Here is a 22654-nt window from a genome sequence, read left to right on the forward strand (position 1 = left end):
GGCATTAGACGTTGCGGTGGACGGGACAGACCCGGCGTCCGGTTCGGACGTCATGCGTAGCTGATTCCTGCACATGAGCGATTCCGACAATCACTGGGAAGTCGGCACAGATATCGGCGGCACCTTCACCGACATCATTGCCATCCGACGCAATTCCGCGGAGGCGCGGATCGCGAAGGTCCCGTCGCGCCCCGACGCTCCGGTTCAGGCGATGCTGGAGGCGATCGAGGCGGTGGGCCTGCGCAAGAGCGAGGTCAAGCGGTTCGTTCACGGCACCACGCGCGTGACCAACGCCATCGTCGAAGGCCGGCTGCCGAAGGTGGCGCTGGTTGCCACCGAAGGCTTTGCCGATGTGCTCGAGATCGCGCGCTATCGCCGCCGCGACCTCTATCGTCTCGACATTCCGCCGAAATCGCCGCCGCTGGTCCCGCCTGAACGATGCTTTGGCGTTGCCGAGCGCCTCGATCACGAGGGGCGGGTGTTGAAGGCGCTGGATGACGTGGAGATCGAGCGTCTCGTGATCTGGCTGAAACAGACAGGCGTGCAGAGCGTCGCGGTGGCCTTGCTCCATGCCTATGCCAATCCAGTCCATGAAAAAATGCTGGGCGAGCGCCTCAAGGACGTCGTCGCCCATGTCTCGCTGTCACACGAGGTCAATCCCGAGGCGCGCGAATATGAGCGGACCTCGGCGACCGTGTTCAACGCGGCCGCGATGCCGATCGCGGTGGAATATCTCAGCGAACTGGAGCAGCGGCTGCCGATCGGGCCGGGCTTGCAGGTGTTTCATTCCGCCGGCGCCATGATCCCGATCTCGGCGGTGAAGCGGCGGCCGCTGGTGATGGCGATGTCGGGCCCGGCGGCCGGCGTCTCGGCATCGGTCAGCATCGCGCGCCAGCTCGCGACGTCGCGCATGCTGACCTTCGACATGGGTGGCACCACGACCGACGTCTGCCTGATCGTCGATGGCCAGGCAGAAATGACCGACGGCCGCATGCTCGGCGACAAGCCGCTGCGCCAGCCGATGCTCGCTGTTCATTCGATCGGTGCCGGCGGCGGATCGATTGTGCGTAACGGTACCGGCGGCCTGACGGTCGGGCCGGAGAGCGCCGGTTCCGAGCCGGGACCGGCCTGCTACGGCCGCGGCGGCACCGAGCCGACCATCACCGACGCCAATGCCGTGCTCGGCTATCTCAATCCCGAGACAAAACTCGGCGACCGAATCGGCATCGACATCAAGGCGGCCGCGCAGGTCATCGAGCCGATCGCGCAGGCCTTGAGGCTGAGCCTGACCGAAACCGCGCTCGGCATCGTCAAGGTCGCGAACGCAACGATGGCGCGTGCGCTCCGCCGCGTCACAGTCGAGCGCGGCATCGATGGACGCGATTGCACGCTGCTCGCCTTCGGCGGTGGCGGTCCGATGCATGCTGCGGGGCTTGCCGATCTCTACGGGATTGCAGAGGCCGTCGTACCGAGCGCCTCGAGCGCGTTCTCGGCGCTGGGCTGCCTCACCGCCGATTTCAGCTTCCTCCAGCAGCAGACTCTTCGCGTAGCCCTCGACGGTATCGATCTCGCCCGCGTGTCGGAGCGGATCGGGACGCTGATTGACGATGCGTCCGCGCCGCTCATCGCGAATGGCGTTGCCAATGCAGAGATTCAGGTCGAGCTGGTGGCGCTGATGCGCTACGCGGCCCAGAACGACGCTATTCCGGTGCCGTTCGCTTTGCCGTTGGATGCGGCCAAGCTCAAGAAGGATTTTTTGATACGGCATCACGAGCTGTTCGGCTACGCGACAAGCGAGAGCTGCGTCATCGAGTCCGTGCGTGTGCAGGCGCGCCGGCCGTCGACGACTGTCGTGAGCCGACCGGCGACCGCTGTTAGGGCGGTGTCCACCGGCCGCCGCGTCTGCTCGTTTGACGGCTTCCACGATATCGCCACCGCAATCATCGACCGCGCTTCGCTGACCGAAATCGTCAGCGGCCCGGCGATCATTGAAGACGCGTGGTCGACAGTGGTGGTGCCGCCCGGCTGGGAGGCCAAGCCTGACACTGCCGGCAATCTGTTCTTGACGCGGAGGGCGGCATGAAGCTCGATCCGTTCGTCGTCGAGGTCATCCGGCACGGGCTTTCCGCCGCGGCCGAGGAAATGAGCCTGGTGATGACGCGTTCGGCGCGCTCGCCGCTGCTGCGCGAGGCCGGAGATCTGTCGTCGGCGATCACGGACGGCCGTGGCGGCCTGGTCGGGCAGGGCCGCGACATTCCGATCCACCTCGGCGCGATGGCCTACACGATCCCCGAGCTGCTTAAGGTGGTGCCGGTCGACAGCCTGAACGACGGCGACGTGCTGATCTACAATGTCGGCGCGCTCGGCGGCAATCATCTCAACGACGTCAAGGTCGTGCGGCCCGTCTTCGTCGACAGCGAGATCGTGGCGTTCGCAGTCAGCCTTGCGCACTGGCCCGACATCGGTGGCACCTGGCCCGGCAGCTATTTTGCCAAGGCCATCGACACGTTCCAGGAAGCGATGCGCATTCCGCCGGTGCTGATCGCGACCAAGGCTGGCGTCATTACGCCGATCGTGCAGCTGCTCAAGGCCAACGTCCGCGATCCCGAATCCTGCGAGGGCGATCTTCTGGCCCAGATTGCGGCGACCAAGGCAGGCGAGCGGCGCATCGTCGAGCTTTGCCGAGAGCACGGCAAGGCCGTCTTCACGGCGACGCAGTCGCGCCTGCACGATCTCTCCGAGATCGAGATGCGGGAGGCGTTGCGTGCGCTGCCGGACGGCGTCTACGAGGGCGAAGATTATCTCGACGACGGCAGCACAGAAAATGCTCCGGCGCGTATCCACGTCAAGATTACCATCGCCGGGGATGAGGCGACCTTCGACCTGTCCGGCAGCTGCGATCGGGTCTCCAATTTCTGCAACACGACGCCGTTCATGGCGCGCTCGGCGGTGGCCTATGCCGCGCGCATCATGAGTGGGCGCGACATGAACCAGAACGCCGGAGCGCTTCGGCCGTTGACCATCATCACGCGTCCGGGCTCGATTCTTGAGCCGGGCTGGAACGCCTCCGTTGCGGCCGGCAATCACGAGACGTCCATGCGCATTGTCGATGCGATCTTCCGCGCCATGCAGGACACCATTCCCGAACGTTTGTCGGCGGGCGGAGCGACCACAGCGGGCGTCCTGTTCTTTGCCGAACCGCGCCAAAACGGTTCGTGGAAGATGCTCTACGAGGTTCACGGAGGCGGTGAAGGCGCGCGCCACGATCGGGCCGGCATCTCGGCAACCCGGGTGCATCTGTCCAACACATCGAATACGCCGATCGAGGTGATCGAGGCAAGCTACGCGATCCGCGTCGAGCAGCAGGCCATTCGCCGGGATTCCGGCGGCGCGGGTGCCTATCGCGGAGGTGACGGATCCGTGCGCACCTATCGCATCCTTGCGCCGTCGATGCATCTGACCACCTGCATCGAGCGCATGGTGATTCCACCGTACGGCATGCAGGGCGGCGAAGCCGGCAAGGCCTGTCGCATCTCGTTGATCAGGCAGGGCGCAAATGTCGCGATCGACGGCAAATCCAACCTGGTGTTGCAGCAAGACGATCTCGTCACGATCGAGATGTGCGGTGGCGGTGGCTACGGCGCCGCGGCTGCGGAGTGAGGGGATTGCGATGAGCAAATTGTTGCGAACTGGATTGAATGCCGGTGAGAGCGCGCCCATGGCCGTGGTCGGCGGCGAGGGCGTCTACTTTCATCTGTCAGACGGCCGCCGCCTGATCGACGGCAGCAACACCGGCGGCGGGCTCGGCCACCGTCACCCAGCGATGGTGGAGGCGATCCGCAGCGCGGCGGATACGCCTGTCGTCAATGAAGGCTGGACCTGGGTCGGCCGCGAGCAGGCCGCCGACGATCTGATGGCCACCGCGTTCAGGGGCGAGGAGGATTGGGTCGGCGCGGTGCGCTTCTGCATCAGCGGCAGCGAGGCCAACGACATGGCGCTGTCGCTCTGCCAGGCGCTGACGCAGCGTTCTGCGCTGGCGACGCGCGAGCGCGCCTATCACGGCATCACCGGCCTGTCGCGCAGCATGACGGTGCAGCCGCAATGGCACGGCGGCCTCGCCGTGCATGCCGGTGGCTCGAAGCTACCGGCGCCGATGGCACCCGTGCGGATTCTTCCGGCGCCCGATGGCGCGATCTACGGTGCGCCGGCCAACAATGCCCCGCCGAGTGAATACCTGACAGATGCGACGCGCCTGCTGTCGGATACCGCAGCGACGATCATCGATTACACCCAGGGCGGCATCTATTACGACGGCGCCTATCAGGACGAGGTGGCGCGCTGTGCGCGGCAGGCGGGCTCGTACTGGATCGCGGACGAGGTCGTCACCGGCGCGGGCCGCGCGGGGCGCTGGTTCGCATTCCAGGGGGCCAAAAGCCGTCCCGACATCGTGACGCTCGGCAAGTCACTTGGCGGTGGCGCGGCGGCCGTCGCAGCAGTCGTGGTGTCGAAAGACATCGTCGAACGGCTCAAGGGCACGAGCTGGCAGAACTACGGCACACTCCGTGGCCATCCGATCAGCATGGCCGCGGTCAGTGCTTACCTCAAGGTCGTCAGCGAAGAGAAGATTTTGGAGCACGTAAAGAGCCTCGAAAGGCTGTTCACCCGCCGCCTGCTCGCGATCGCACAAAAGCATCCGAGCGTGGAGCGCGTGGCGGGGCAGGGGCTGCACTGGACGGTCGAGCTGCACGGCCCGGATTGGCGCGACTGGCACGCCGACACCACCGAGGTGCCGATCGCCTCGCGCGTGGCGGAGCGGGCGCTGGAGGCCGGTGCGGTTATCGGAACCAGCGGCGAGCAGACCTCGCTGTTTCTGGCGCCGCCGCTCGTGATCTCCGAGCATGAAGCCGAGTGGCTTCTGGATGCGCTCGACCACGGACTGGATATTGCCGACCAGGAGCACGGGTGAGCGAGGATCACGCAACGCTCCATCGATCGCCGGCCTGGCCGGCGAGTGAGCCCTGGCATCTCGCGCTGCCGGAGGGAACGCTCTACGACGCGCTAACGCGGGCCGCGCATGATCGGCCCTCGCATCCGGCCACGGTGTTTTACGGCGCAAGCCTGAGCTACGCCGAGTTGCGCGAGCGGGTCGACGCCTTGGCCGGTTTCCTGCAAAGCGCGTGCGGCGTGAAGCGCGGCGACCGCGTCATGATCGCGCTTCAGAACTCGCCGCAATATGTCATCGCCTATTATGCGGTGATGCGGGCGGATGCGGTCATCGTTCCCGTCAATCCGATGAACAAGACCGCCGAGATCGACTATTTCGCCACTGATAGCGGCGCTACGGTTGCGATCATCGGCAGCGAGCTCAGCGCTGTGTTTGCCCCACTGGTGGGCGAAGCCGTCACCCATGCCATCGTCGCGCAGTATCGCGACGAGGTGCCTGCCGCCACGCCGTATACGCTGCCGTCCTGTGTCACCGAGGCACCGTCGGAGGCGCCGTCGTCGCCGGGCTGGCATTCCTGGTCATCCGCGATCGCGCAAGGCTTGCGGCCGCACCCAATGACCGCAGGACCGGACGATCTCATGATCCTGCCCTATACGTCGGGGACAACGGGCAAGCCCAAGGCGTGCATGCATACCCATCGCAGCGCGCTGTTCACCGCCGTCCTGCAGGCGCGCTGGTACGGGCTCGATGGCGGCGACGTCATGACCGGCTTCATGCCGCTGTTCCATGTCGCGGGCATGCAGGGTTCGATGAATGCGGCGATCGTTACCGGTGCGACGCTGCTGCTGATGGCGCGCTGGGACAAGGATCTGCTGCCGGATCTGTTCGAAACCTATGGCGTGACGTTCTGGAACGCGGCGCCGACCATGATCGTCGACGTGCTCGCGAGCGCCCGGTTCCGCGACCGGTGCTTCGCGAAGCTCAAAGTGCTGACCGGCGGCGGTGCGGCGATGCCGGCCGCCGTGGCCGAGCGGCTGAAAGGACGGTTCGGCCTCGATTTCGTCGAGGGCTACGGCATGACCGAAACGATGTCGCCCACCCACCTCAATCCGATGGCCGCACCCAAGCGGCAATGTCTTGGCATTGCCGTGCACGACACCGATGCGAGGATCGTCGATCCCGAGAGCCTGATCGAACTGGACGACAATGTCGTCGGCGAGATCGTCGTGCATGGGCCGCAGGTGCTGCAAGGCTATTGGAACAAGCCGCAAGCCGATGCCGAGGCGTTTATCGAACTTTCAGGCAAGCGGTTCCTGCGCACGGGCGATCTCGGCTATCGCGATACTGACGGTTACTTCTTCGCCGTCGACCGGTTGAAGCGGATGATCAATGTCAGCGGCTTCAAGGTGTGGCCGGCCGAGGTTGAAGCCGCGATGTACCAGAATCGCGCCATCCGGGAATGCTGCATCATCTCGGCACCGGACAATTATCGCGGCGAGACCGTCAAGGCGCTGGTGGTGCTGGATGAGACGGCGCGGGCAACGACATCGCCGGACGATGTCATAGATTGGGCTCGCGGCGCGATGGCAAGCTACAAGGCACCGCGCGCCGTCGTCTTCGTCGACCAATTGCCGAGGACTGCGAGCAACAAGATCAACTGGCGGCTTTTGCAGGACGCCGAATGGGGGCGGACGGCATGAACGCCCGGCTGGCAATGCGGTGCGGGGCTGCGTTATGCTGTCAGCGCCGGCACGTCGTTCGAGTTATGGCTTCACTCAAGGGATCACCAGGAAATCGCTGATGCGTATCGTCAATGTTGCCGCCGCCCAGATGGGCCCGATCCAGAAAGCCGACAGCCGCGAGGTCGTGGTCAAGCGCATGATCGCGCTGATGGACGAAGCCAAGGCCAAGGGCGCCGACCTGATCGTTTATCCCGAGCTGGCGCTCACGACGTTCTTTCCGCGCTGGTACATGGAGGACCGGGCCGAGGCCGACATCTGGTTCGAGCGCGAGATGCCGAGTGCTGCGACCAAGCCGCTGTTCGAGCGCGCGGCGCAGCACCGGATGGCGATGAATTTCGGCTATGCGGAGTTGACGCCCGACGGCCATCACTTCAACACCGCAATCCTCACCGACAAGTCCGGCAAGATCGTCGGCAAATATCGCAAGATCCACCTGCCGGGTCATGTCGAATTCGACACCAAGCGCTCGCACCAGCATCTGGAGAAGCGCTATTTCGAGCCGGGTGACCTCGGCTTCAAGGTCTGGCGCGAACTCGGTGGCATCATCGGCATGGCCATCTGCAACGATCGCCGCTGGCCCGAGACCTATCGGGTCATGGGCTTGCAGGGCGTCGAGATGGTGGTGATCGGCTACAACACGCCGTCCGTCAACGCAGAGAAGAGCGAGGAGGGCGTCGAGAAGCGCCTGTTTCACAACCGTCTCTCCGCGCAGGCCGGCGCTTATCAGAACGCGACCTGGGTCGTCGCGGTGGCCAAGGCCGGCGTCGAGGACGGACATCCGCTGTTTGGCGGCAGCCTGATCGTCGATCCCAATGGGGAGATCGTCGCCGAGGCCAAGACGGAGGACGACGAGGTTCTGGTTCACGCTTGTGATCTCGATGCCACCACCTTCGGCAAGACCACGATCTTCGATTTCGCCCGGCATCGCCGCATCGAGCATTATGGTCTGATTACCAGCCAGACCGGCGCTGTACCGCCGCCGGAGAAGTGATGCCGATGGCGGACAAGGGCGCATCAGGTATTTCTCTGCGCGAACTCGACCCGCGCGATCGCTACAAGCTGCTCTGCGGGGTGGTGGTTCCGCGGCCGATCGCGCTGGTGACGACGCTGGACGAGAACGGGGCGGTCAACGCCGCGCCGTTCAGCTTCTTCAACGTCTTCTCCGAGAGTCCCGCTCTGATCGTGCTGGGGCTTCAGCACAAGCCGGATCACAGTCCAAAGGACACGACCCGCAACATCCATCGCGATAGCGAGTTCGTCGTTCACATGGTGGACGAGGCGCTCTCGACGACGATGAACGAATGTGCTGTCGATTTCCCCTCCGGCGATAGCGAGGTCGCGGCGACCGGGTTGGCGACGCTCCCTTCCGTCGACGTGAAGGTGCCGCGTCTGGCCGCGGCTCCCTTTGCGCTCGAATGCCGGCGCCATGTCGTGCTGAATTTTTCGCCCGATCGCGAGCTGCTCGTTGGCGAGGTGCTCCGGGTCCATGCCCGCGACGGCCTGGTCGACGAGGCCAACATGTATGTCGATCTCGAAGCTTACCGGCCGATCGGCCGCATGTTCGGCAATCTCTATACGACGCAGCGGGATACGTTCGCACTGGCGCGCGAGAGCCATGCGCAATGGCTCGCACGCCGGGATGCAAAAGATCTGAAGGACGCCTAGTGACGCGAGAACTGCACCGTACCGAGCGCCATGGTGACGGCCGCCTGTGTCGGGTCGATCACGGGGATGCCGAGCGCGTCTTCCAGCGGGCGGCGGTGGCGCGCCATGCCGGCACAGCCCATCACGATGGCGCGGGCGCCGTCCTCGTCGCGCAGCGCGCGGCCGACCTCGATCATCTTCGCGAGCGTACCTTCGCCCGAGGCGGTCTCGGCAACGCTCATATTGAGGGGACGCTCGCCGGCCAGGCGATCCGTCAGTCCCATCTGCCTGAGATAGCGCATGTGGCGCGGAATCGAGCGCTGGGCGATGGCGATGACGCCAAACGTCTCGGCACGCGCGAGCGCCGTCAGCACGCCGCACTCGGCGATGCCGAACACGGGACGGTCGGTGCCCTCGCGGCAGACCTGGAGACCGGGGTCGCTGTAGCAGGCGATGACGAAGGCGGCCGAGCTGTTGTCGCCTTCGACCAACCGACGCAGCGGCATGGCGACGCTGTCGACGTCGGCCTGGCTTTCAATTCCGAACGGGCCTTCAGCAAGCGACTGGCAAACCACCTCGGGCCCACCTTCGAAACCGAGCGGCTTCAGCGCGTCCTCCAACCCTTGCGTGACGGCGGGATTGGAGTTCGGATTGATGACGAGAATGCGTGGCCGGGACATGATGGTCTTCCTGCGAAATGGCGATCACGTAGTTCAGGCATATCATGGAGTGCCTCATGACTGAACCCACCTACGACCTGATCATCCGCGGCGGCCGCGTCGCCACCACCACCGATGTGTTCGAAGCCGACGTCGCCATCTCGGGCGAAACGATCGTCGCCGTCGGCCGCGGGCTTGCGCCGGCCAAGCGTGAGATCGACGCGCGCGGCAAGCTGGTGCTGCCCGGCGGCGTCGACAGCCACGCCCATATCGAGCAATTGTCCGCCGCCGGCATCATGAACGCCGATACGTTCGAGAGTGCGACTGTGTCGGCGGCCTTCGGCGGCACCACCACGGTGATCCCGTTCGCGGCCCAGCATGTCGGCATGAAGCTGCCGCAGGTGGTGGAGGATTATCACGCGTTGGCGAAGAAGGGCGCCGTGATCGACTACGCCTTCCACATGATCATCGCGGACGCGACCAAGGAGACGGTCGAAGAGCACATCCCGGCGCTGGTGAAACAGGGCCATGCGTCGATCAAGATTTTCATGACCTATGACCGGCTCAAGGTCGACGACGAGCCACTGCTCGACATTCTCCTTGCTGCGCGCCAGTCCGGCGCGATGCTGTGTGCGCACGCCGAAAACCACGGCATCATCGCCTGGATGGTGAAGCGACTGCTCGCGCGGGGCTACACGCTGCCGAAATATCACGCTGTTAGTCACGCCCGGGTGTCGGAAGCCGAAGCCTTTACTAGATTGATCGGCATGGCAGCGCTGATCGACCAGCCGATCATGATCTTCCACGTCTCGACTGCTGAGGGCGCCAAGGTGATCCGCGACGCGCGCGGGCAGGGGCTCAAGGTCTTCGCCGAGACTTGTCCGCAATATCTGTTCCTGACCGCCGCCGATCTCGACAAGCCCGGCGCCGATGGCGCCAAGTGGATGTGCAGCCCGCCGCCGCGGACGCATTCCGACCAGGAGGCGCTGTGGCAGGCGCTGTCGCTCGGCGATCTCCAGACCATCTCGTCGGATCACGCGCCCTATCGCTTTGACGAGACCGGCAAGCTGCGCGCCGGCCCCAATCCGAACTTCAAGCAGGTCGCGAATGGCCTGCCGGGACTGGAGCTGCGGCTGCCATTGCTGTTCGATGCGATGGTGTCGAAGGGACGGCTGGGCCTAGAAAAGTTCGTTGAGCTGACCGCGACGGCGCCGGCAAAAATCTACAATCTACATCCGCGCAAGGGCTCGATCGCGGTCGGCGCCGATGCCGATATCGCGATCTGGGATCCCAATCGCGAGACCACGATCGCCGACGAGATGATGCACGACCTCACCGGCTATACGCCGTTTGCGGGTCGCAAGCTGAAGGGATGGCCTGTATCGGTGCTCTCGCGTGGCCGCGTGATCGTCGATGGCGACAAGTGTCTGGCGAGCCCCGGCAGCGGTCAGTTCCTCGCGCGCAGCGGCGGCGAAGCAGCCAAGCCCACTGGCCGGCTCGTCGCCGACATGGACCCGGAACGGAATTTTGGAGCGAAACTGCTGTGATGGTGAGCTTCACCAGATGAAGATCATCATCTTTGGCGGCACCGGCTTTGTCGGCCTGAACCTTGCGGAGGTGATGCTCGCGCGCGGCCATGAGGTGACACTGTATGATCGCGCGCCGCTTCCGCCAACCGCGCAGTGCTCGCTGGCCGACTACAAAGCGCGCCTGAAGGTCGTTCAGGGCGACATCAATGATATGGAAGGCATCGACGCCCTCATTGCCGAAGGCGTTGATGCGATCGTGCTGGGCGCCGCAGTGACCGCCGGCGATAATCTCGAACGGGCGTCGACCGCGCGCGTTCTCGAGGTCAACGTGATGGCGCAGATCCCGATCCTGCACGCGGCGATCCGGCATGGTGTTCGCCGTGTCGTCAATCTGTCGTCGGCATCGGCCTATGGCGCCGCGGGCGCTCGGTTCGAGATTTTGGACGAGGAAACGCCGTGCGATCCCGTCTCGTTCTACGCCATCAGCAAGTTCACATCGGAGCGATCGGTGGCGCGCCATGCCGAGCTCTTTGGCGGCGATTTCCTGAGCGTGCGCTTAAGCGCCCTGTTCGGCCCGTGGGAGCGACCCAGCTCGGTACGCGATACGCCGAGCCTCCAGTTCCAGATTCTGGCGGCGTTCGCCCGCGGCGAGGTGGCGATCGTGCCTGAAGCGGGCATGAGGGACTGGATCTACGCTCCGGATGCTGCCGAAGCCGTGGCTGTGTTGATCGAAGCCGAGCGGCCGCGCCATCGGCTCTATAACATCTCCCGCGGCGGGTTATGGCCGGCGCTGCAATGGGGCGAGGCCTTTGCGGCGTTAAATCCCGGCCTGCTCTGCCGGCTCGTGGCGCCCGGCGAGAAAACTGTCATCAAGCTGCATGGACCCTATCGCGCGCCGCTGTCGGTGTCGCGGATGGCGGATGAGTTCGGCTGGCGCGCGCGGTCCGGCTGTGCCGAGTCCGCGGCCGCGATGAGCGCGTGGTTGACGCAGCACAAGGATTGGATCTGACATGCGGCTGCAAGGGCGCACGGCCATCATCACGGGAGCGGGCTCCGGCATCGGCCGCGCCAGCGCAAAGCTGTTCGCGGAGGAGGGGTCGCATCTTGCTTTGGTCGATCGCGATGCGGCTGGGCTTGCGGAGACGTTGAGCCTCGTTGGCGAAGCAACGACGCATGTCGGCGACGTCGGCGATGCCAGCTTCGCCGAGATAGTTGTCGGCGAGATTGTAGCGCGACACGGCCGGCTCGACATCCTGATGACCGCGGCGGGCTTCTCCTGTGGCGGCACGGTGCTGACGACCAGTCCCGAAGACTGGGACTCAGTGTTCCGTGCCAATGTCGGCGGCACCTGGCTTTGGGCGCGGGCCGCCGTGCCGCAGATGCAGCGGCAGAAGAGCGGTTCGATTATCACGCTGGCGTCGCAACTCGCCATCGCCGGCGGCAAAGGCAGCAGCGCCTATATCGCCGCCAAGGGCGCGATCGTCAGCCTGACGCGCACCATGGCGGTGGATTTTGCGACCGACGGCATTCGCGTCAACGCGATTGCGCCGGGGGCGATCGACACGCCGATGCTCCGCCGCAGCCTTGCTCGTCACACGAACTCGGAAGAGGTACGCGAAGCCTCCCGCAACCGGCACGCCATGAAACGTTTCGGCCAGGCGGAGGAGATCGCGCAAACGGCACTGCATCTGGCCAGCGACGCCTCCTCGTTCACGACCGGCACCGTCATGGTGGTCGACGGCGGTTGGCTCGCGGCATGAGCGACGCGCTGACAGACCTCGAGGCGAACGTTCGCGCCGATCTCGCCATGATCACGCATCCCGGCGCAGCGTGGCTCGAACCGAAGACGGGGCCGGACGGCAAACCGGCGCTTGACGTGCTCGTCATCGGCGCCGGCCAATCTGGCATCGCCATCGGCTTCGGTTTGTTGCGCTCGCGCGTCAGCAACATCTTGCTGCTAGACAAGGTCGAGGAAGGGAAGGAGGGCCCATGGCTCACCTACGCGCGGATGCCGACGCTGCGCAGCCCCAAGGACTATACCGGTCCTGACCTCGATATCCCGAGCCTGACCTACCAGTCCTGGCACGAAGCGCGCTTCGGCAAGGAGAGCTGGCAGACGCTCGATCTGATCCCGCGCGGACATTGGGCCGAGTATCTGCTGTGGCTGCGCCGCACGATCGAATTGCCGGTGCGCAATTGCTGCGAGCTTCTGGAGATCGCGCCTGCGGCCGACGGCCTGCTCGCTGCGCACGTGAAGCGTGCCGATGGCGTCGAGACGCTATATGCGCGCAAGATCGTGCTGGCGACAGGGCAGGAGGGAATGGGCGTCTGGATGATTCCGGAGTCGCTTCAACACCTGCCGGCCGGCTCGGTCGCGACCGTCGCCGACAGCATCGATTTCGAAAGCCTTCGCGGCAAGCGCGTTGCCGTGATAGGTGCCGGCGCATCCGCCTTCGATAATGCGGCAACGGCGCTCGAAGCAGGCGCTGCCGAGGTGCATCTGCTTTGCCGCCGTGCGCAAATCCAGGTGATCCAGCCCTATCGCTGGCTGACCTTTCGCGGTTTCCTGCGCCATCTCAGCGATCTCGACGATGCCTGGCGCTGGCGCTTCATGCGCACCATCCTGGAGATGCGCGAAGGATTTCCGCAGCCTACCTACGACCGCTGCGCGCGTCATGCCAATTTCACGTTGCACGAAGGTGCGCCGATCGAGGCGGTACAACAGACAGGAAAAGGCATCGAATTGCAGACGCCGCGTGGCGCCATTGCCGCGGATCTCGTCATTTGCGGTACCGGCATCGACATGAATTTTGCCGGACGCGGCGAACTCTCCAGATTTGCCGCCAACATCGCGACCTGGTCCGACCGCTACCAACCGCCCGAGAGCGAACGCAACGCGCGGCTTGGACGTTTCCCCTATCTCGCCGACGATTACGCCTTCACCGAGCGCGTGCCCGGCAAGACGCCATGGATCTCCAACATCCATCTCTTTGCGATTGCGTCCACCATGAGCTTCGGCCCGTCGGGATCGTCGATCAACGCGATGACGACCGCTGTCCCAAAGCTGGTCCACGGCCTGACGCGTGGCCTGTTCCGTGCCGATATCGAACGTCACTGGGCGTCGTTGAGCGCATATGACGTGCCGCAGGCCGTAGTCACACGGCCGGCACAAAAAATGGAGGAATCACGATGATTATCCATGCTCTGCCGCGACGAAGCGCCCCTCCGGGATTGGCGCGCAACTTGCTTGTTTCTTAACCTGCCTTGCTGGCGTTTTTGTCGAAATTCAAGGGAAAACGAATGCGTTTTGTGTCTTTCAGGCCGGCGTCTTGCGTCGTCGCCACCGTCGCGCTGCTGCTCGTCGCCACCGCACCCTCGCAGGCGCAAACCAGGGCGGAAACGCTGCGCTATGTGACCGGCGCATCGGTCAACACGCTCGATCCCAACATTCCCGGTTCGACCCGCGAGTCCTTCGGACTGAGCATGAGCACCTACGACCGGCTGGTGGCCTTCGGCCGCAAGCAGCTCAACGGCAAATGGGTGTTCGATCTCGACACAATCACGGGCGAGCTCGCAGAATCCTACGACGTCAGTCCGGACAGACTGAAGATCACCTTCCATCTGCGCAAGGACGCCAAGTTCCAGGACGGCTCGCCGGTCACCGCCGAGGACGTCAAATGGTCGCTCGATCGCTGCGTTACCGCGCCGATCCTCGGCAAGGCGCAGCTCCTGACGGGATCGTTGACGTCGGCCGACCAGTTCAAGGTGATCGATCCCCTCACCATCGAGGTGACGCTGCCGAACCCAGATAAGCTCGCGCTACCCAATCTTGCCACCGTCTACCCGATCATCATCAACTCGAAGGTCGCCAAGGAGCATGCGACGACGGATGATCCCTGGGCCACCGCCTGGCTGAAGGAGCACACCGCCGGCAGCGGCGCCTATGTGGTCGAGACGTTCAAGCCTGGCGAGCAGGTGATCCTCAAGCGCGACGAGGCCTGGAATCGCAGCTCGGCCAATAAGCCGGCGTTCTTCAAGCGCGTGATCGTGCAGTCCGTGCCGGAGCCGGCGACCCGCGCCAATCTGGTCGAACGCGGCGATGCCGATATCGTCGTCGATCTCCAGGCGAGCGATGTGCAGTCGCTGGAGGCCAAGGGCAAACTCAAGGTGGTCTCGACACCGCAATACAACGCGATCACCTTCGTCTCGATGAACAATCAGATCCCGCCTTTCGACAACGTCAATGTACGCCGCGCCATCGCCTTCGCGCTGCCCTATGACGACATGTTCAAAGCCGCCTTGTTCGGCCGCGGCGCGCCGCTGTTCGGTGCGAGCTGGCCCGACGGCAAGCCGCTGAACGGCATCTATCCGTTCCAGGCGCCGGTGAAGGTCGATCTCGACAAGGCTCGTGAATATCTCAAGGCCGCGGGTCTCCCAGAGGGCTTCTCGACGACCTTCAGCTTCAACGTCGGCCAAGCCTCGACCGCCGAGCCGATGGCGGCTCTCATCAAGGAATCGCTTGCCAAGATCGGGATCAAGGTCGACATCCAGAAGCTGCCGGACGCGCAGATGTCGACGCAGATCAACGAGAAGAAGCTGCCCTTGTTCACCGAAGGCATCGTCGCCTGGCTGCCTTCGACGGACTATTTCTACCGCAACTTCTACACTGGCAATCAGCGCTGGAATTACAGCTCGACAAATAACCCCGAGCTGGCCGCAATCGCGCAGGAAGCTCGCTTCGAGCCGGATAAGGCCAAGTACGAGGAGGATGGCCGCAAGCTCAATGCGATCCATTTCAGCGAGATGCCGCAGATCCCGCTGTGGCAGCCGAACCAGGATGCCGTCATGGCGCCGTCGATCGAAGGCTACACCTACGAATTCCATCGTCAGGTCGACTATCGCGATGTCAGCCGCAAGTGACGGCAGCAGACGGGAAGGAACGCTACAGGGTGACAAGCGGTCTTGGTGCAACGATGGTGCGGGCGGGCAGGCGGCTTCTGTCGTCGCTCCCGGCGCTGTTCGGTGTGCTGGTCTTCACCTTCCTGTTGATGCGCGTCCTGCCAGGGGACCCCGCGGTGTTCTTCGCCTCGGGGCCCAATGCGGGCAAGGAAGAGATCGAGCAGATCCGCAAGCAGATGGGGCTCAACAAGTCGGTGCCGGAGCAGCTCGTGTTCTATCTCTCCGACATCGGCCACGGCAATCTCGGCCGCTCCATGATGACAGGGCAGCCGGTGCTGAAGGATCTGCGCGAGCGGCTGCCGGCCTCGCTCGAGCTCACCTTCACCGCGCTGTTGATCGCACTGATTGCGGCGGTGCCGCTCGGCGTGGTCGCCGCGCTGAGGCCAGGGTCGTTCGTCGATCATGGCGTGCGGTTGTTCTGCGCGCTCGGCGTCTGCGTGCCGACCTTCGTCTCGGGCCTGCTGCTGATCTATGTCTTCTACTATCTGCTCGGGCTTGCGCCTGATCCGACCGGGCGGATCGACGTCTTCACCTCGCTGCCGCCGCAGCGTACCGGCTTTCTGTCGATCGATTTTCTGCTCGCCGGTGACATTGAGGGCTGGTGGGCCGCTTGCAAGCAGTTGATCCTGCCGGCAGTGAGCATGGCTCTGTTCGTGATCGCGCCGCTGGCGCGGATCACGCGTGCCTCGATGCTGGTCTCGCTCGGCAGCGACTTTGTGCGCACCGCACGTTCGGTCGGATTGTCCTGGCACAAGGTGGTCGTCACCTATGCGCTGAGGAATGCGATCCTGCCCGTCATCACCATCGCCGGCATCGTGTTCTCGACCATGCTTGGCGCCAATGTCCTGGTGGAGAAAGTGTTCTCCTGGCCGGGCGTCGCCTCCTATGCCCTCGATGCGTTGTTATCCTCGGACTATGCGCCGGTGCAGGGTTTTGTGCTGCTGATGGCCAGCCTGTTCGTGCTGGTCAATCTGATCGTCGACGTCTGCTATGGCATTGCCGATCCCAGGGTATCGATCGAATGACCAGTGCAACCTTCCGCCATTCGGTCTGGATCCTGCGCGGCAATCCACTCACCGGCGTCTCCGCCGCCGGTGTCCTCCTGTTCGTTCTTGTCGCGATCTTCGGGCCGTGGATCGTGCCCTATGATCCCGTGGTCTCGAATGTCTCGGAAGCGCTGCTGCCGCCGAGCGCGGCGCACCTTGCCGGTACCGATCAGCTCGGGCGCGACGTATTCAGTCGCCTCGTCGTTGCGGCCCGGCTCGATCTTGCGATTGCGGTCTCCGCGGTCGGCATTTCCTTCGTGATCGGGGCCGTCGTCGGTTCGTTCTGCGGCTATACCGGGGGCCGGCTAGACCGCAGCGTCGGCCGCTTCGTCGACGTGATGATGGCGTTTCCGCTGTTTGTGCTGGCGATGGCGATGGTTGCAGCGCTGGGCAACCGGATCGAGAACATCGTCATCGCAACCGCGATCATCAATCTTCCCTTCTACATTCGCTTCGCACGCGCCGAGGTCAATATCAGGCGCAATGTCGGCTGGGTCGAGGCCGCGCGCGCCTGCGGCGAGAGCCATTTCTCGGTGGTGTTGCGCTTCCTGCTGCCAAATATCCTGCCGGCGATGGCGGTGCAGATCTCGCTCAATCTCGGCTGGGCCATTCTCAATGCCGCCGGCCTGTCCTTCATCGGCCTCGGGGTCAAGCCGCCGACGCCGGAATGGGGCATCATGGTCGCGGAGGGTGCGCGCTTCATCTCGACCGGGCGGTGGTGGCTCGTGGCCTTTCCGGGCCTCGCGCTGATGATGGCGGTGCTGTGCTTCAATCTCCTCGGTGACGGGATGCGGGACATTCTCGATCCCCGCATGCGCACATGAGCGAGGAACTGCTCAGGATCGACGACCTCCACGTCTCGTTCTCGACGCGGCGTGGACTGGTCGAGGCCGTGCGTGGCGTCACGCTCACGGTCGAGGCCGGCGAGATGCTTGGCCTTGTCGGTGAGAGCGGTTCGGGCAAGTCGGTCACCGGCTTTGCCACGACAAGGCTGCTGGATTCGGCCGGGCGCGTCACCGGCGGAAAGATTCTGTTTCGCGGCCAGGACATCACGAAGCTCAGGGGCGACGACCTCCGTCAGCTCCAGGGCGCCGCGATGTCGATGATCTTCCAGAATCCGCGGGCGGCACTCAATCCGATCCGGGCGATCGGCTTGCAGATCGCGGATGCGATCCTCACCCACAAGCGGATATCGAAGGATGCCGCGCGTGCCGAAGCGCTGGAGCTGCTCCGCGCCGTCCAGATCCGCGATCCCGAGAAGCGGATGAATGCCTATCCGCATGAACTGTCCGGCGGCATGTGCCAGCGCGTCATGATTGCGATCGCGATTTCCTGCAATCCCGCGCTGCTGATCGCCGACGAGCCGACGACGGGTCTCGACGTCACCACGCAGAAGGTCGTGATGGATCTGTTGGCGGATATTGCTGCCGCCCGCGGCATGGCCACGATTTTGATTACGCACGATCTCGGGCTTGCGGCGCGATATTGCCGCCGCATTGCCGTGATGGAGCAAGGGCGTATTGTCGAGGAGGCGAGTCCCAAGACTCTCTTCAGCACACCACAGCACGCCTATACCAGGCGCCTGGTTGCGGCATCGCCGACAGCGACGTCGCGGATCGAGGACCTCGTGACGGCGGAGGAGCGGGAACGACACGCGGCAGTGATCAGCAAGCCGAGGCAGCAGCTCGCGCACGGGACTCCGCCGCTGCTGGAGGTTCGGAAACTCGCCAAGCGTTTTGATCAAGGCTCGGCGGCGGTTGCCGACTTCTCGATGACGATAGCCGGCGGCGAGAGCGTCGGGCTCGTCGGCGAATCCGGATCCGGCAAGAGCACGACCTCGCGGATGATCTGCCGTCTGATCGATCCGAGCGAAGGCGACATCGTGTTCGACGGGCAGTCGATCGGGCATGTGGCAGCGCGGGACTTTCACCGCTCGCGCTTTCGCAAAGACATCCAGATAGTCTTCCAGGACCCGAACGAGAGCCTCAATCCGCGCTTCACGGCCTTCGACTGCATCGCCCACCCCCTGATGCGGCTCGACGATATGCGCGCGGGCAGCGAGCTGCGGCAGCGGGTCGAAGAATGTGCGGAGCGGGTAGGCTTGCCGCTGGATCTCTTGCCGCGCTTCCCACATCAGCTCTCTGGTGGTCAGAAGGCCCGCGTCGGGATTGCCCGTGCCATCGCCTGCCGGCCGCGGCTCCTGGTGCTCGACGAGCCGACCGCCGCGCTCGACGTCTCGGTACAGGCGGTGGTGTTGCAATTGCTCGACCGCTTGCGGCGCGAGAACGACATCGCGCTGCTGTTCGTCAGCCACGATCTCAATGTGGTGCGCATGCTCTGCGACCGCACCATCGTGCTGCGCAATGGCGGCATCGTGGAGCAAGGCGAAAGCCGGGCGTTGTTCGATAATCCGAAGACCGACTACACCCGCAAGCTGGTCGAGGCGATCCCGCATATCGAGACCGGGCCAGCGCTGGCGGCCGCGCTTTGAGGCCGTTCTTTGGTACTTGGACTAGCCAGAAAGTCGATGAGATCTCGCTGGCGAAGGCGTGGTTACTGGCATACCATTTGCACGCTAATGGGCTCTGTTTCACTTGCTCTTGGCCAATAAACGGCCGGCATCACGGCATTACTGGGAGGAATTCATGGATCGCAGGACCGTATTGAAGGGACTGGCTGGCGCAGGCGGTCTGGCATTGTCGGGTGGCCTCTCGGCGCCTGCGATCGCGCAAGGCGCCTCAGCCCGGACCCTGCGCTTTGTGCCGCAGGCCAACCTCGCCAATTTCGATCCGATCTGGGGCACGCAATATGTCGTGCGCAATGCCGCGGCCCTGGTCTGGGATACGCTCTACGGCGTCGATGCCTCGCTCCAGCCGCAGCGGCAGATGGTCGAGTCCGAGGAGGTGACCGACGACGGCACGACCTGGACGTTCAAGCTCCGATCAGGGCTCAAATTCCATGACGGCGAGCCTGTGCTGAGCAAGGACGTCGTCGCGAGCCTTACGCGCTGGTCGGCGCGCGATCCGATGGGGCTGATGCTCAAGGCGATTCAGCAGGAGCTCACCGCCGTCGACGACCGCACCTTCAAATGGGTGCTGAAGCAGCCCTATCCGAAGCTGCTCTACGCACTCGGAAAGGGCAACTCGCCTTGCGCCTTCATCATGCCGGAGCGCATCGCGCAGACCGACCCCTTCAAGCAGATCTCCGACTATATCGGCTCCGGCCCGATGAAGTTCGCCAAGGGCGAGTGGGTCCCGGGCGCCAAGGCCGTGTTCGAAAAATTTGCCGACTATGTGCCGCGGCAGGAGAAATCATCCTGGCTTGCCGGCGGCAAGCAAATATTGGTCGATCGCGTCGAGTGGATCATCATGCCGGATCCGGCAACGGCGGCGGCCGCGTTGCAAAATGGCGAGATCGACTGGTGGGAGAATCCGATCGCGGATCTGGTTCCGGTCCTGAAGAAGAACAAGAATATCAGCGTCGATATCGGCGATCCCCTCGGCAATGTCGGCTCGTTCCGCATGAACCACCTTTACCCGCCCTTCAACGACGTGCGGGCGCGGCGCGCGGTGCTGATGGCGCTCAATCAGGAAGACTACATGCGTGCGATCGTCGGCGACGATAATTCATTGTGGAAGCCGCTGCCCGGCTTCTTTACGCCGGATACGCCGCTCTACACCGAAGCGGGTGGCGAGATCCTGAAGGGCAAGCGCGATCTCGACGCGGCCAAGAAGTTGCTCGCCGAGAGCGGCTATTCCGGCCAGCCGGTGACTTGCCTCGTCGCGCAAGATCAGCCGATCACCAAGGCAATGGGCGACGTGACCGCGGACCTCCTGAAGCAGCTCGGCATGAACGTCGACTTCGTTGCAACCGACTGGGGCACGGTCGGCTCCCGCCGTGCGGCGAAGACGCCGCCGGGGCAGGGTGGCTGGAACATGTTCCACACCTGGCATGCAGGCGCGGACTGCATCAATCCCGCTCCCTACACGGGCATTCGCGCCAATGGCGACAAGGCGTGGTTCGGCTGGCCCAACAGCCCCGCGACCGAGAAGGAGGTCACGTCCTGGTTCGAGGCCAAGAGCCTCGATGAGGAAAAGGCCGCCATCGGCCGCCTCAACAAGGCAGCAATGGACGACGTCGTCTACGCGCCGACAGGCTTCTTCCTGAGCTACACCGCGTGGCGCAAAAACGTCTCCGGCGTTGTCAAGGGACCGTTGCCCTTCTTCTGGGGCGTATCGAAGTCCGCATGATCCTGCGCTGAGGCCAGATGCTCTCCTTTATCCTCCGGCGCGTCGTCTCCACCTTGCCGGTGATGGCGATTGTTGCATTGTTCGTGTTTAGCCTGCTTTACATCGCGCCGGGTGATCCGGCCGTGGTGATCGCGGGCGACCAGGCAAGCCCGGAGGATGTGGAGCGCATCCGCCAGAGCCTCGGCCTCGACCGGCCCTTCCTGATCCAGTTTGGAAGCTGGGTCTGGCGCATCCTGCATGGTGATCTCGGCACCTCGATCTTCACCAATCTGCCGGTTTCGACGATGATCGGGCAGCGTCTCGGGCCGACGCTGTCGCTGATGATGGTCACCCTCCTGCTCACGATCGTGGTCGCGGTGCCGCTCGGTGTGGTGGCGGCATGGAAAGCCGGCAGCTTCATCGACCGCGCCATCATGGCATTCGCCGTGTTCGGCTTCTCGCTGCCCGTCTTCGTCGTCGGCTACGTGCTCGCCTACGTCTTCGCGCTGGAGCTCGAATGGCTTCCGGTGCAGGGCTACACGCCGCTCACGGAGGGTTTTTGGCCGTGGCTGCAAAACCTGATCCTGCCCGCGGTCGCGCTCGGCTGCGTCTACATCGCGCTGGTCGCGCGCATCACGCGCGCCACCATGCTTGAAGTCTTGCAGCAAGATTATATCCGCACTGCGCGTGCCAAGGGGCTCGGGCAGGGCGGCATCCTGTTCATTCACGCGCTGAAGAACGCCGCGGTGCCGATCGTCACCGTGATCGGGATCGGCATCGCGCTCCTGATCGGCGGCGCGGTCGTGACCGAGAGCGTGTTCGCGATTCCTGGCCTCGGCCGTCTCACGATCGATGCGATCCTGCGGCGCGACTATCCAGTGATCCAGGGCATCGTGCTGCTGTTCAGCTTTGTTTACGTGTTGGTCAATCTGATGATCGACGTCACCTACACGATCGTTGACCCGAGGATCCGCTATTGACCGACATGACCGTCAACCCGCAAACGCTCCCGGCCGGATTCGCCGTCGCGCCGCAACTGCCCGATATCCTTCGTCCTGTCAGGATCCGGCGCGGCTTCATGGGGCTGCTGCGCGGCCATCCCACCGTCGCGATCGGCGGCGCGCTACTGCTGATTCTTGTCCTGATTGCGATCTTCGCGCCTTACCTCGGAACGGTCGATCCGACCGCGCTCGCGCCCGCCAAACGTACCCGCGCGCCGTCGGCCGCTTACTGGTTCGGCTCCGACGTGCTCGGCCGCGACATCTATTCCCGCGTGCTCTTTGGTGCGCGGGTCTCGCTCACGGTCGGCCTGTCCGTTGCGATATTCGCGTCCACGGTGGGGCTTGCCATTGGCATCGTCTCCGGCTTCATCCGCTGGGCGGACGGAATCCTGATGCGCTTCATGGACGGCTTGATGTCGATCCCGCCGATCCTGCTGGCGATCGCGCTGATGGCGCTGACGCGCGGCAGCGTCGGCAACGTCATTCTGGCGATCACCATTGCCGAGATCCCGCGCGTCTCGCGCCTGGTGCGCAGCGTCGTGCTGTCGCTGCGCGAACAACCCTATGTGGATGCGGCGGTCGCCTGCGGTACGCGCACGCCGATGATCATCCTGCGCCACATCCTGCCCAACACACTCGCGCCGATGCTGGTCCAGGCGACCTATATCTGCGCCAGCGCCATGATCACGGAAGCGATCCTGTCTTTCATCGGCGCAGGCACCCCGCCGACCATTCCGTCTTGGGGCAACATCATGGCCGAGGGCCGCGCGCTGTGGCAGGTCAAGCCCTATATCGTGTTCTTTCCGGCGGCCTTCCTGTCGGTGACCGTGCTCGCGGTGAATTTGCTCGGCGACGGCCTTCGCGATGCGCTCGATCCGCGCATGGCCAAGAGCCTCTGAT

General features: G+C 64.3%; 18 protein-coding genes. 17 read left to right on the forward strand and 1 reads right to left on the reverse strand.

The window, feature by feature from the left end; genetic code table 11:
• The first annotated feature begins 73 nt into the window (after positions 1–73).
• The 6 genes from UB31_RS16985 to UB31_RS17010 all read left to right on the forward strand — a co-directional run bounded on the left by UB31_RS16985 (position 74) and on the right by UB31_RS17010 (position 8352).
• The gene (locus tag UB31_RS16985) at positions 74–2083 is read left to right on the forward strand and encodes a hydantoinase/oxoprolinase family protein (protein WP_045011665.1); all 2010 of its coding nucleotides are present in this window, start codon (positions 74–76) and stop codon (positions 2081–2083) included.
• A complete protein-coding gene (locus tag UB31_RS16990) occupies positions 2080–3660 on the forward strand; it encodes a hydantoinase B/oxoprolinase family protein (RefSeq protein WP_045011666.1) in 1581 nt (526 codons plus the stop codon). The genes UB31_RS16985 and UB31_RS16990 overlap by 4 nt, the downstream gene beginning before the upstream one ends.
• Positions 3661–3670: 10 nt before the next feature.
• On the forward strand, positions 3671–4966 hold the full coding sequence (locus UB31_RS16995) for an aminotransferase class III-fold pyridoxal phosphate-dependent enzyme (RefSeq protein WP_045011667.1): 1296 nt from the start codon (positions 3671–3673) through the stop codon (positions 4964–4966).
• Positions 4963–6645, forward strand: a complete 1683-nt coding sequence (locus UB31_RS17000) for a long-chain-fatty-acid--CoA ligase (protein ID WP_045011668.1) — start codon at positions 4963–4965, stop codon at positions 6643–6645. Before UB31_RS16995 ends, UB31_RS17000 begins: the two co-directional genes overlap by 4 nt.
• A 100-nt stretch (positions 6646–6745) precedes the next feature.
• Positions 6746–7678, forward strand: a complete 933-nt coding sequence (locus UB31_RS17005; protein WP_045011669.1) for an N-carbamoyl-D-amino-acid hydrolase — start codon at positions 6746–6748, stop codon at positions 7676–7678.
• A gap of 5 nt (positions 7679–7683) precedes the next feature.
• Positions 7684–8352 carry a flavin reductase family protein gene (locus tag UB31_RS17010; RefSeq protein ID WP_045011852.1) on the forward strand — a complete coding sequence of 223 codons (669 nt, stop codon included), beginning with the start codon at positions 7684–7686 and terminating at the stop codon, positions 8350–8352.
• On the opposite strand, the gene UB31_RS17015 is transcribed toward UB31_RS17010, so the two are convergent.
• Positions 8349–9011 (reverse strand): aspartate/glutamate racemase family protein, encoded by a 663-nt coding sequence (locus tag UB31_RS17015; protein ID WP_045011670.1) that lies wholly within the window; start codon positions 9009–9011, stop codon positions 8349–8351. The two genes, UB31_RS17010 and UB31_RS17015, sit on opposite strands and share 4 nt — an antisense overlap.
• A 56-nt stretch (positions 9012–9067) precedes the next feature.
• Here UB31_RS17015 and hydA point away from each other — a divergent pair, with 56 nt between their 5' ends.
• From hydA to UB31_RS17070, 11 genes are all read left to right on the forward strand, one after another.
• On the forward strand, positions 9068–10537 hold the full coding sequence (hydA, locus tag UB31_RS17020) for a dihydropyrimidinase (protein WP_045011671.1): 1470 nt from the start codon (positions 9068–9070) through the stop codon (positions 10535–10537).
• Positions 10538–10553: 16 nt separating this feature from the next.
• Positions 10554–11528 (forward strand): NAD-dependent epimerase/dehydratase family protein, encoded by a 975-nt coding sequence (locus UB31_RS17025; RefSeq protein ID WP_045011672.1) that lies wholly within the window; start codon positions 10554–10556, stop codon positions 11526–11528.
• A 1-nt stretch (position 11529) separates the two neighbouring features.
• On the forward strand, positions 11530–12279 hold the full coding sequence (locus UB31_RS17030) for an SDR family oxidoreductase (protein WP_045011673.1): 750 nt from the start codon (positions 11530–11532) through the stop codon (positions 12277–12279).
• Positions 12276–13712 (forward strand): NAD(P)-binding domain-containing protein, encoded by a 1437-nt coding sequence (locus tag UB31_RS17035; protein WP_045011674.1) that lies wholly within the window; start codon positions 12276–12278, stop codon positions 13710–13712. Before UB31_RS17030 ends, UB31_RS17035 begins: the two co-directional genes overlap by 4 nt.
• 107 nt (positions 13713–13819) lie before the next feature.
• Positions 13820–15439 (forward strand): ABC transporter substrate-binding protein, encoded by a 1620-nt coding sequence (locus UB31_RS17040; RefSeq protein ID WP_045011853.1) that lies wholly within the window; start codon positions 13820–13822, stop codon positions 15437–15439.
• Between the two features lie 29 nt (positions 15440–15468).
• Positions 15469–16503 (forward strand): ABC transporter permease, encoded by a 1035-nt coding sequence (locus UB31_RS17045; protein ID WP_045011675.1) that lies wholly within the window; start codon positions 15469–15471, stop codon positions 16501–16503.
• The gene (locus tag UB31_RS17050; protein ID WP_045011676.1) at positions 16500–17348 is read left to right on the forward strand and encodes an ABC transporter permease; all 849 of its coding nucleotides are present in this window, start codon (positions 16500–16502) and stop codon (positions 17346–17348) included. Before UB31_RS17045 ends, UB31_RS17050 begins: the two co-directional genes overlap by 4 nt.
• Complete coding sequence (nikE, locus tag UB31_RS17055) at positions 17345–19015, forward strand: nickel ABC transporter ATP-binding protein NikE (RefSeq protein ID WP_045011677.1); 1671 nt, start codon at positions 17345–17347, stop codon at positions 19013–19015. The genes UB31_RS17050 and nikE overlap by 4 nt, the downstream gene beginning before the upstream one ends.
• A 154-nt stretch (positions 19016–19169) precedes the next feature.
• Positions 19170–20774 (forward strand): ABC transporter substrate-binding protein, encoded by a 1605-nt coding sequence (locus UB31_RS17060; protein ID WP_045011678.1) that lies wholly within the window; start codon positions 19170–19172, stop codon positions 20772–20774.
• A gap of 17 nt (positions 20775–20791) precedes the next feature.
• Complete coding sequence (locus UB31_RS17065; protein ID WP_045007111.1) at positions 20792–21733, forward strand: ABC transporter permease; 942 nt, start codon at positions 20792–20794, stop codon at positions 21731–21733.
• Positions 21730–22653 carry an ABC transporter permease gene (locus UB31_RS17070; protein WP_082078536.1) on the forward strand — a complete coding sequence of 308 codons (924 nt, stop codon included), beginning with the start codon at positions 21730–21732 and terminating at the stop codon, positions 22651–22653. Before UB31_RS17065 ends, UB31_RS17070 begins: the two co-directional genes overlap by 4 nt.
• Position 22654 lies beyond the last annotated feature (1 nt).

The organism is Bradyrhizobium sp. LTSP849 (genome assembly GCF_000938255.1).
Taxonomy (GTDB): domain Bacteria; phylum Pseudomonadota; class Alphaproteobacteria; order Rhizobiales; family Xanthobacteraceae; genus Bradyrhizobium.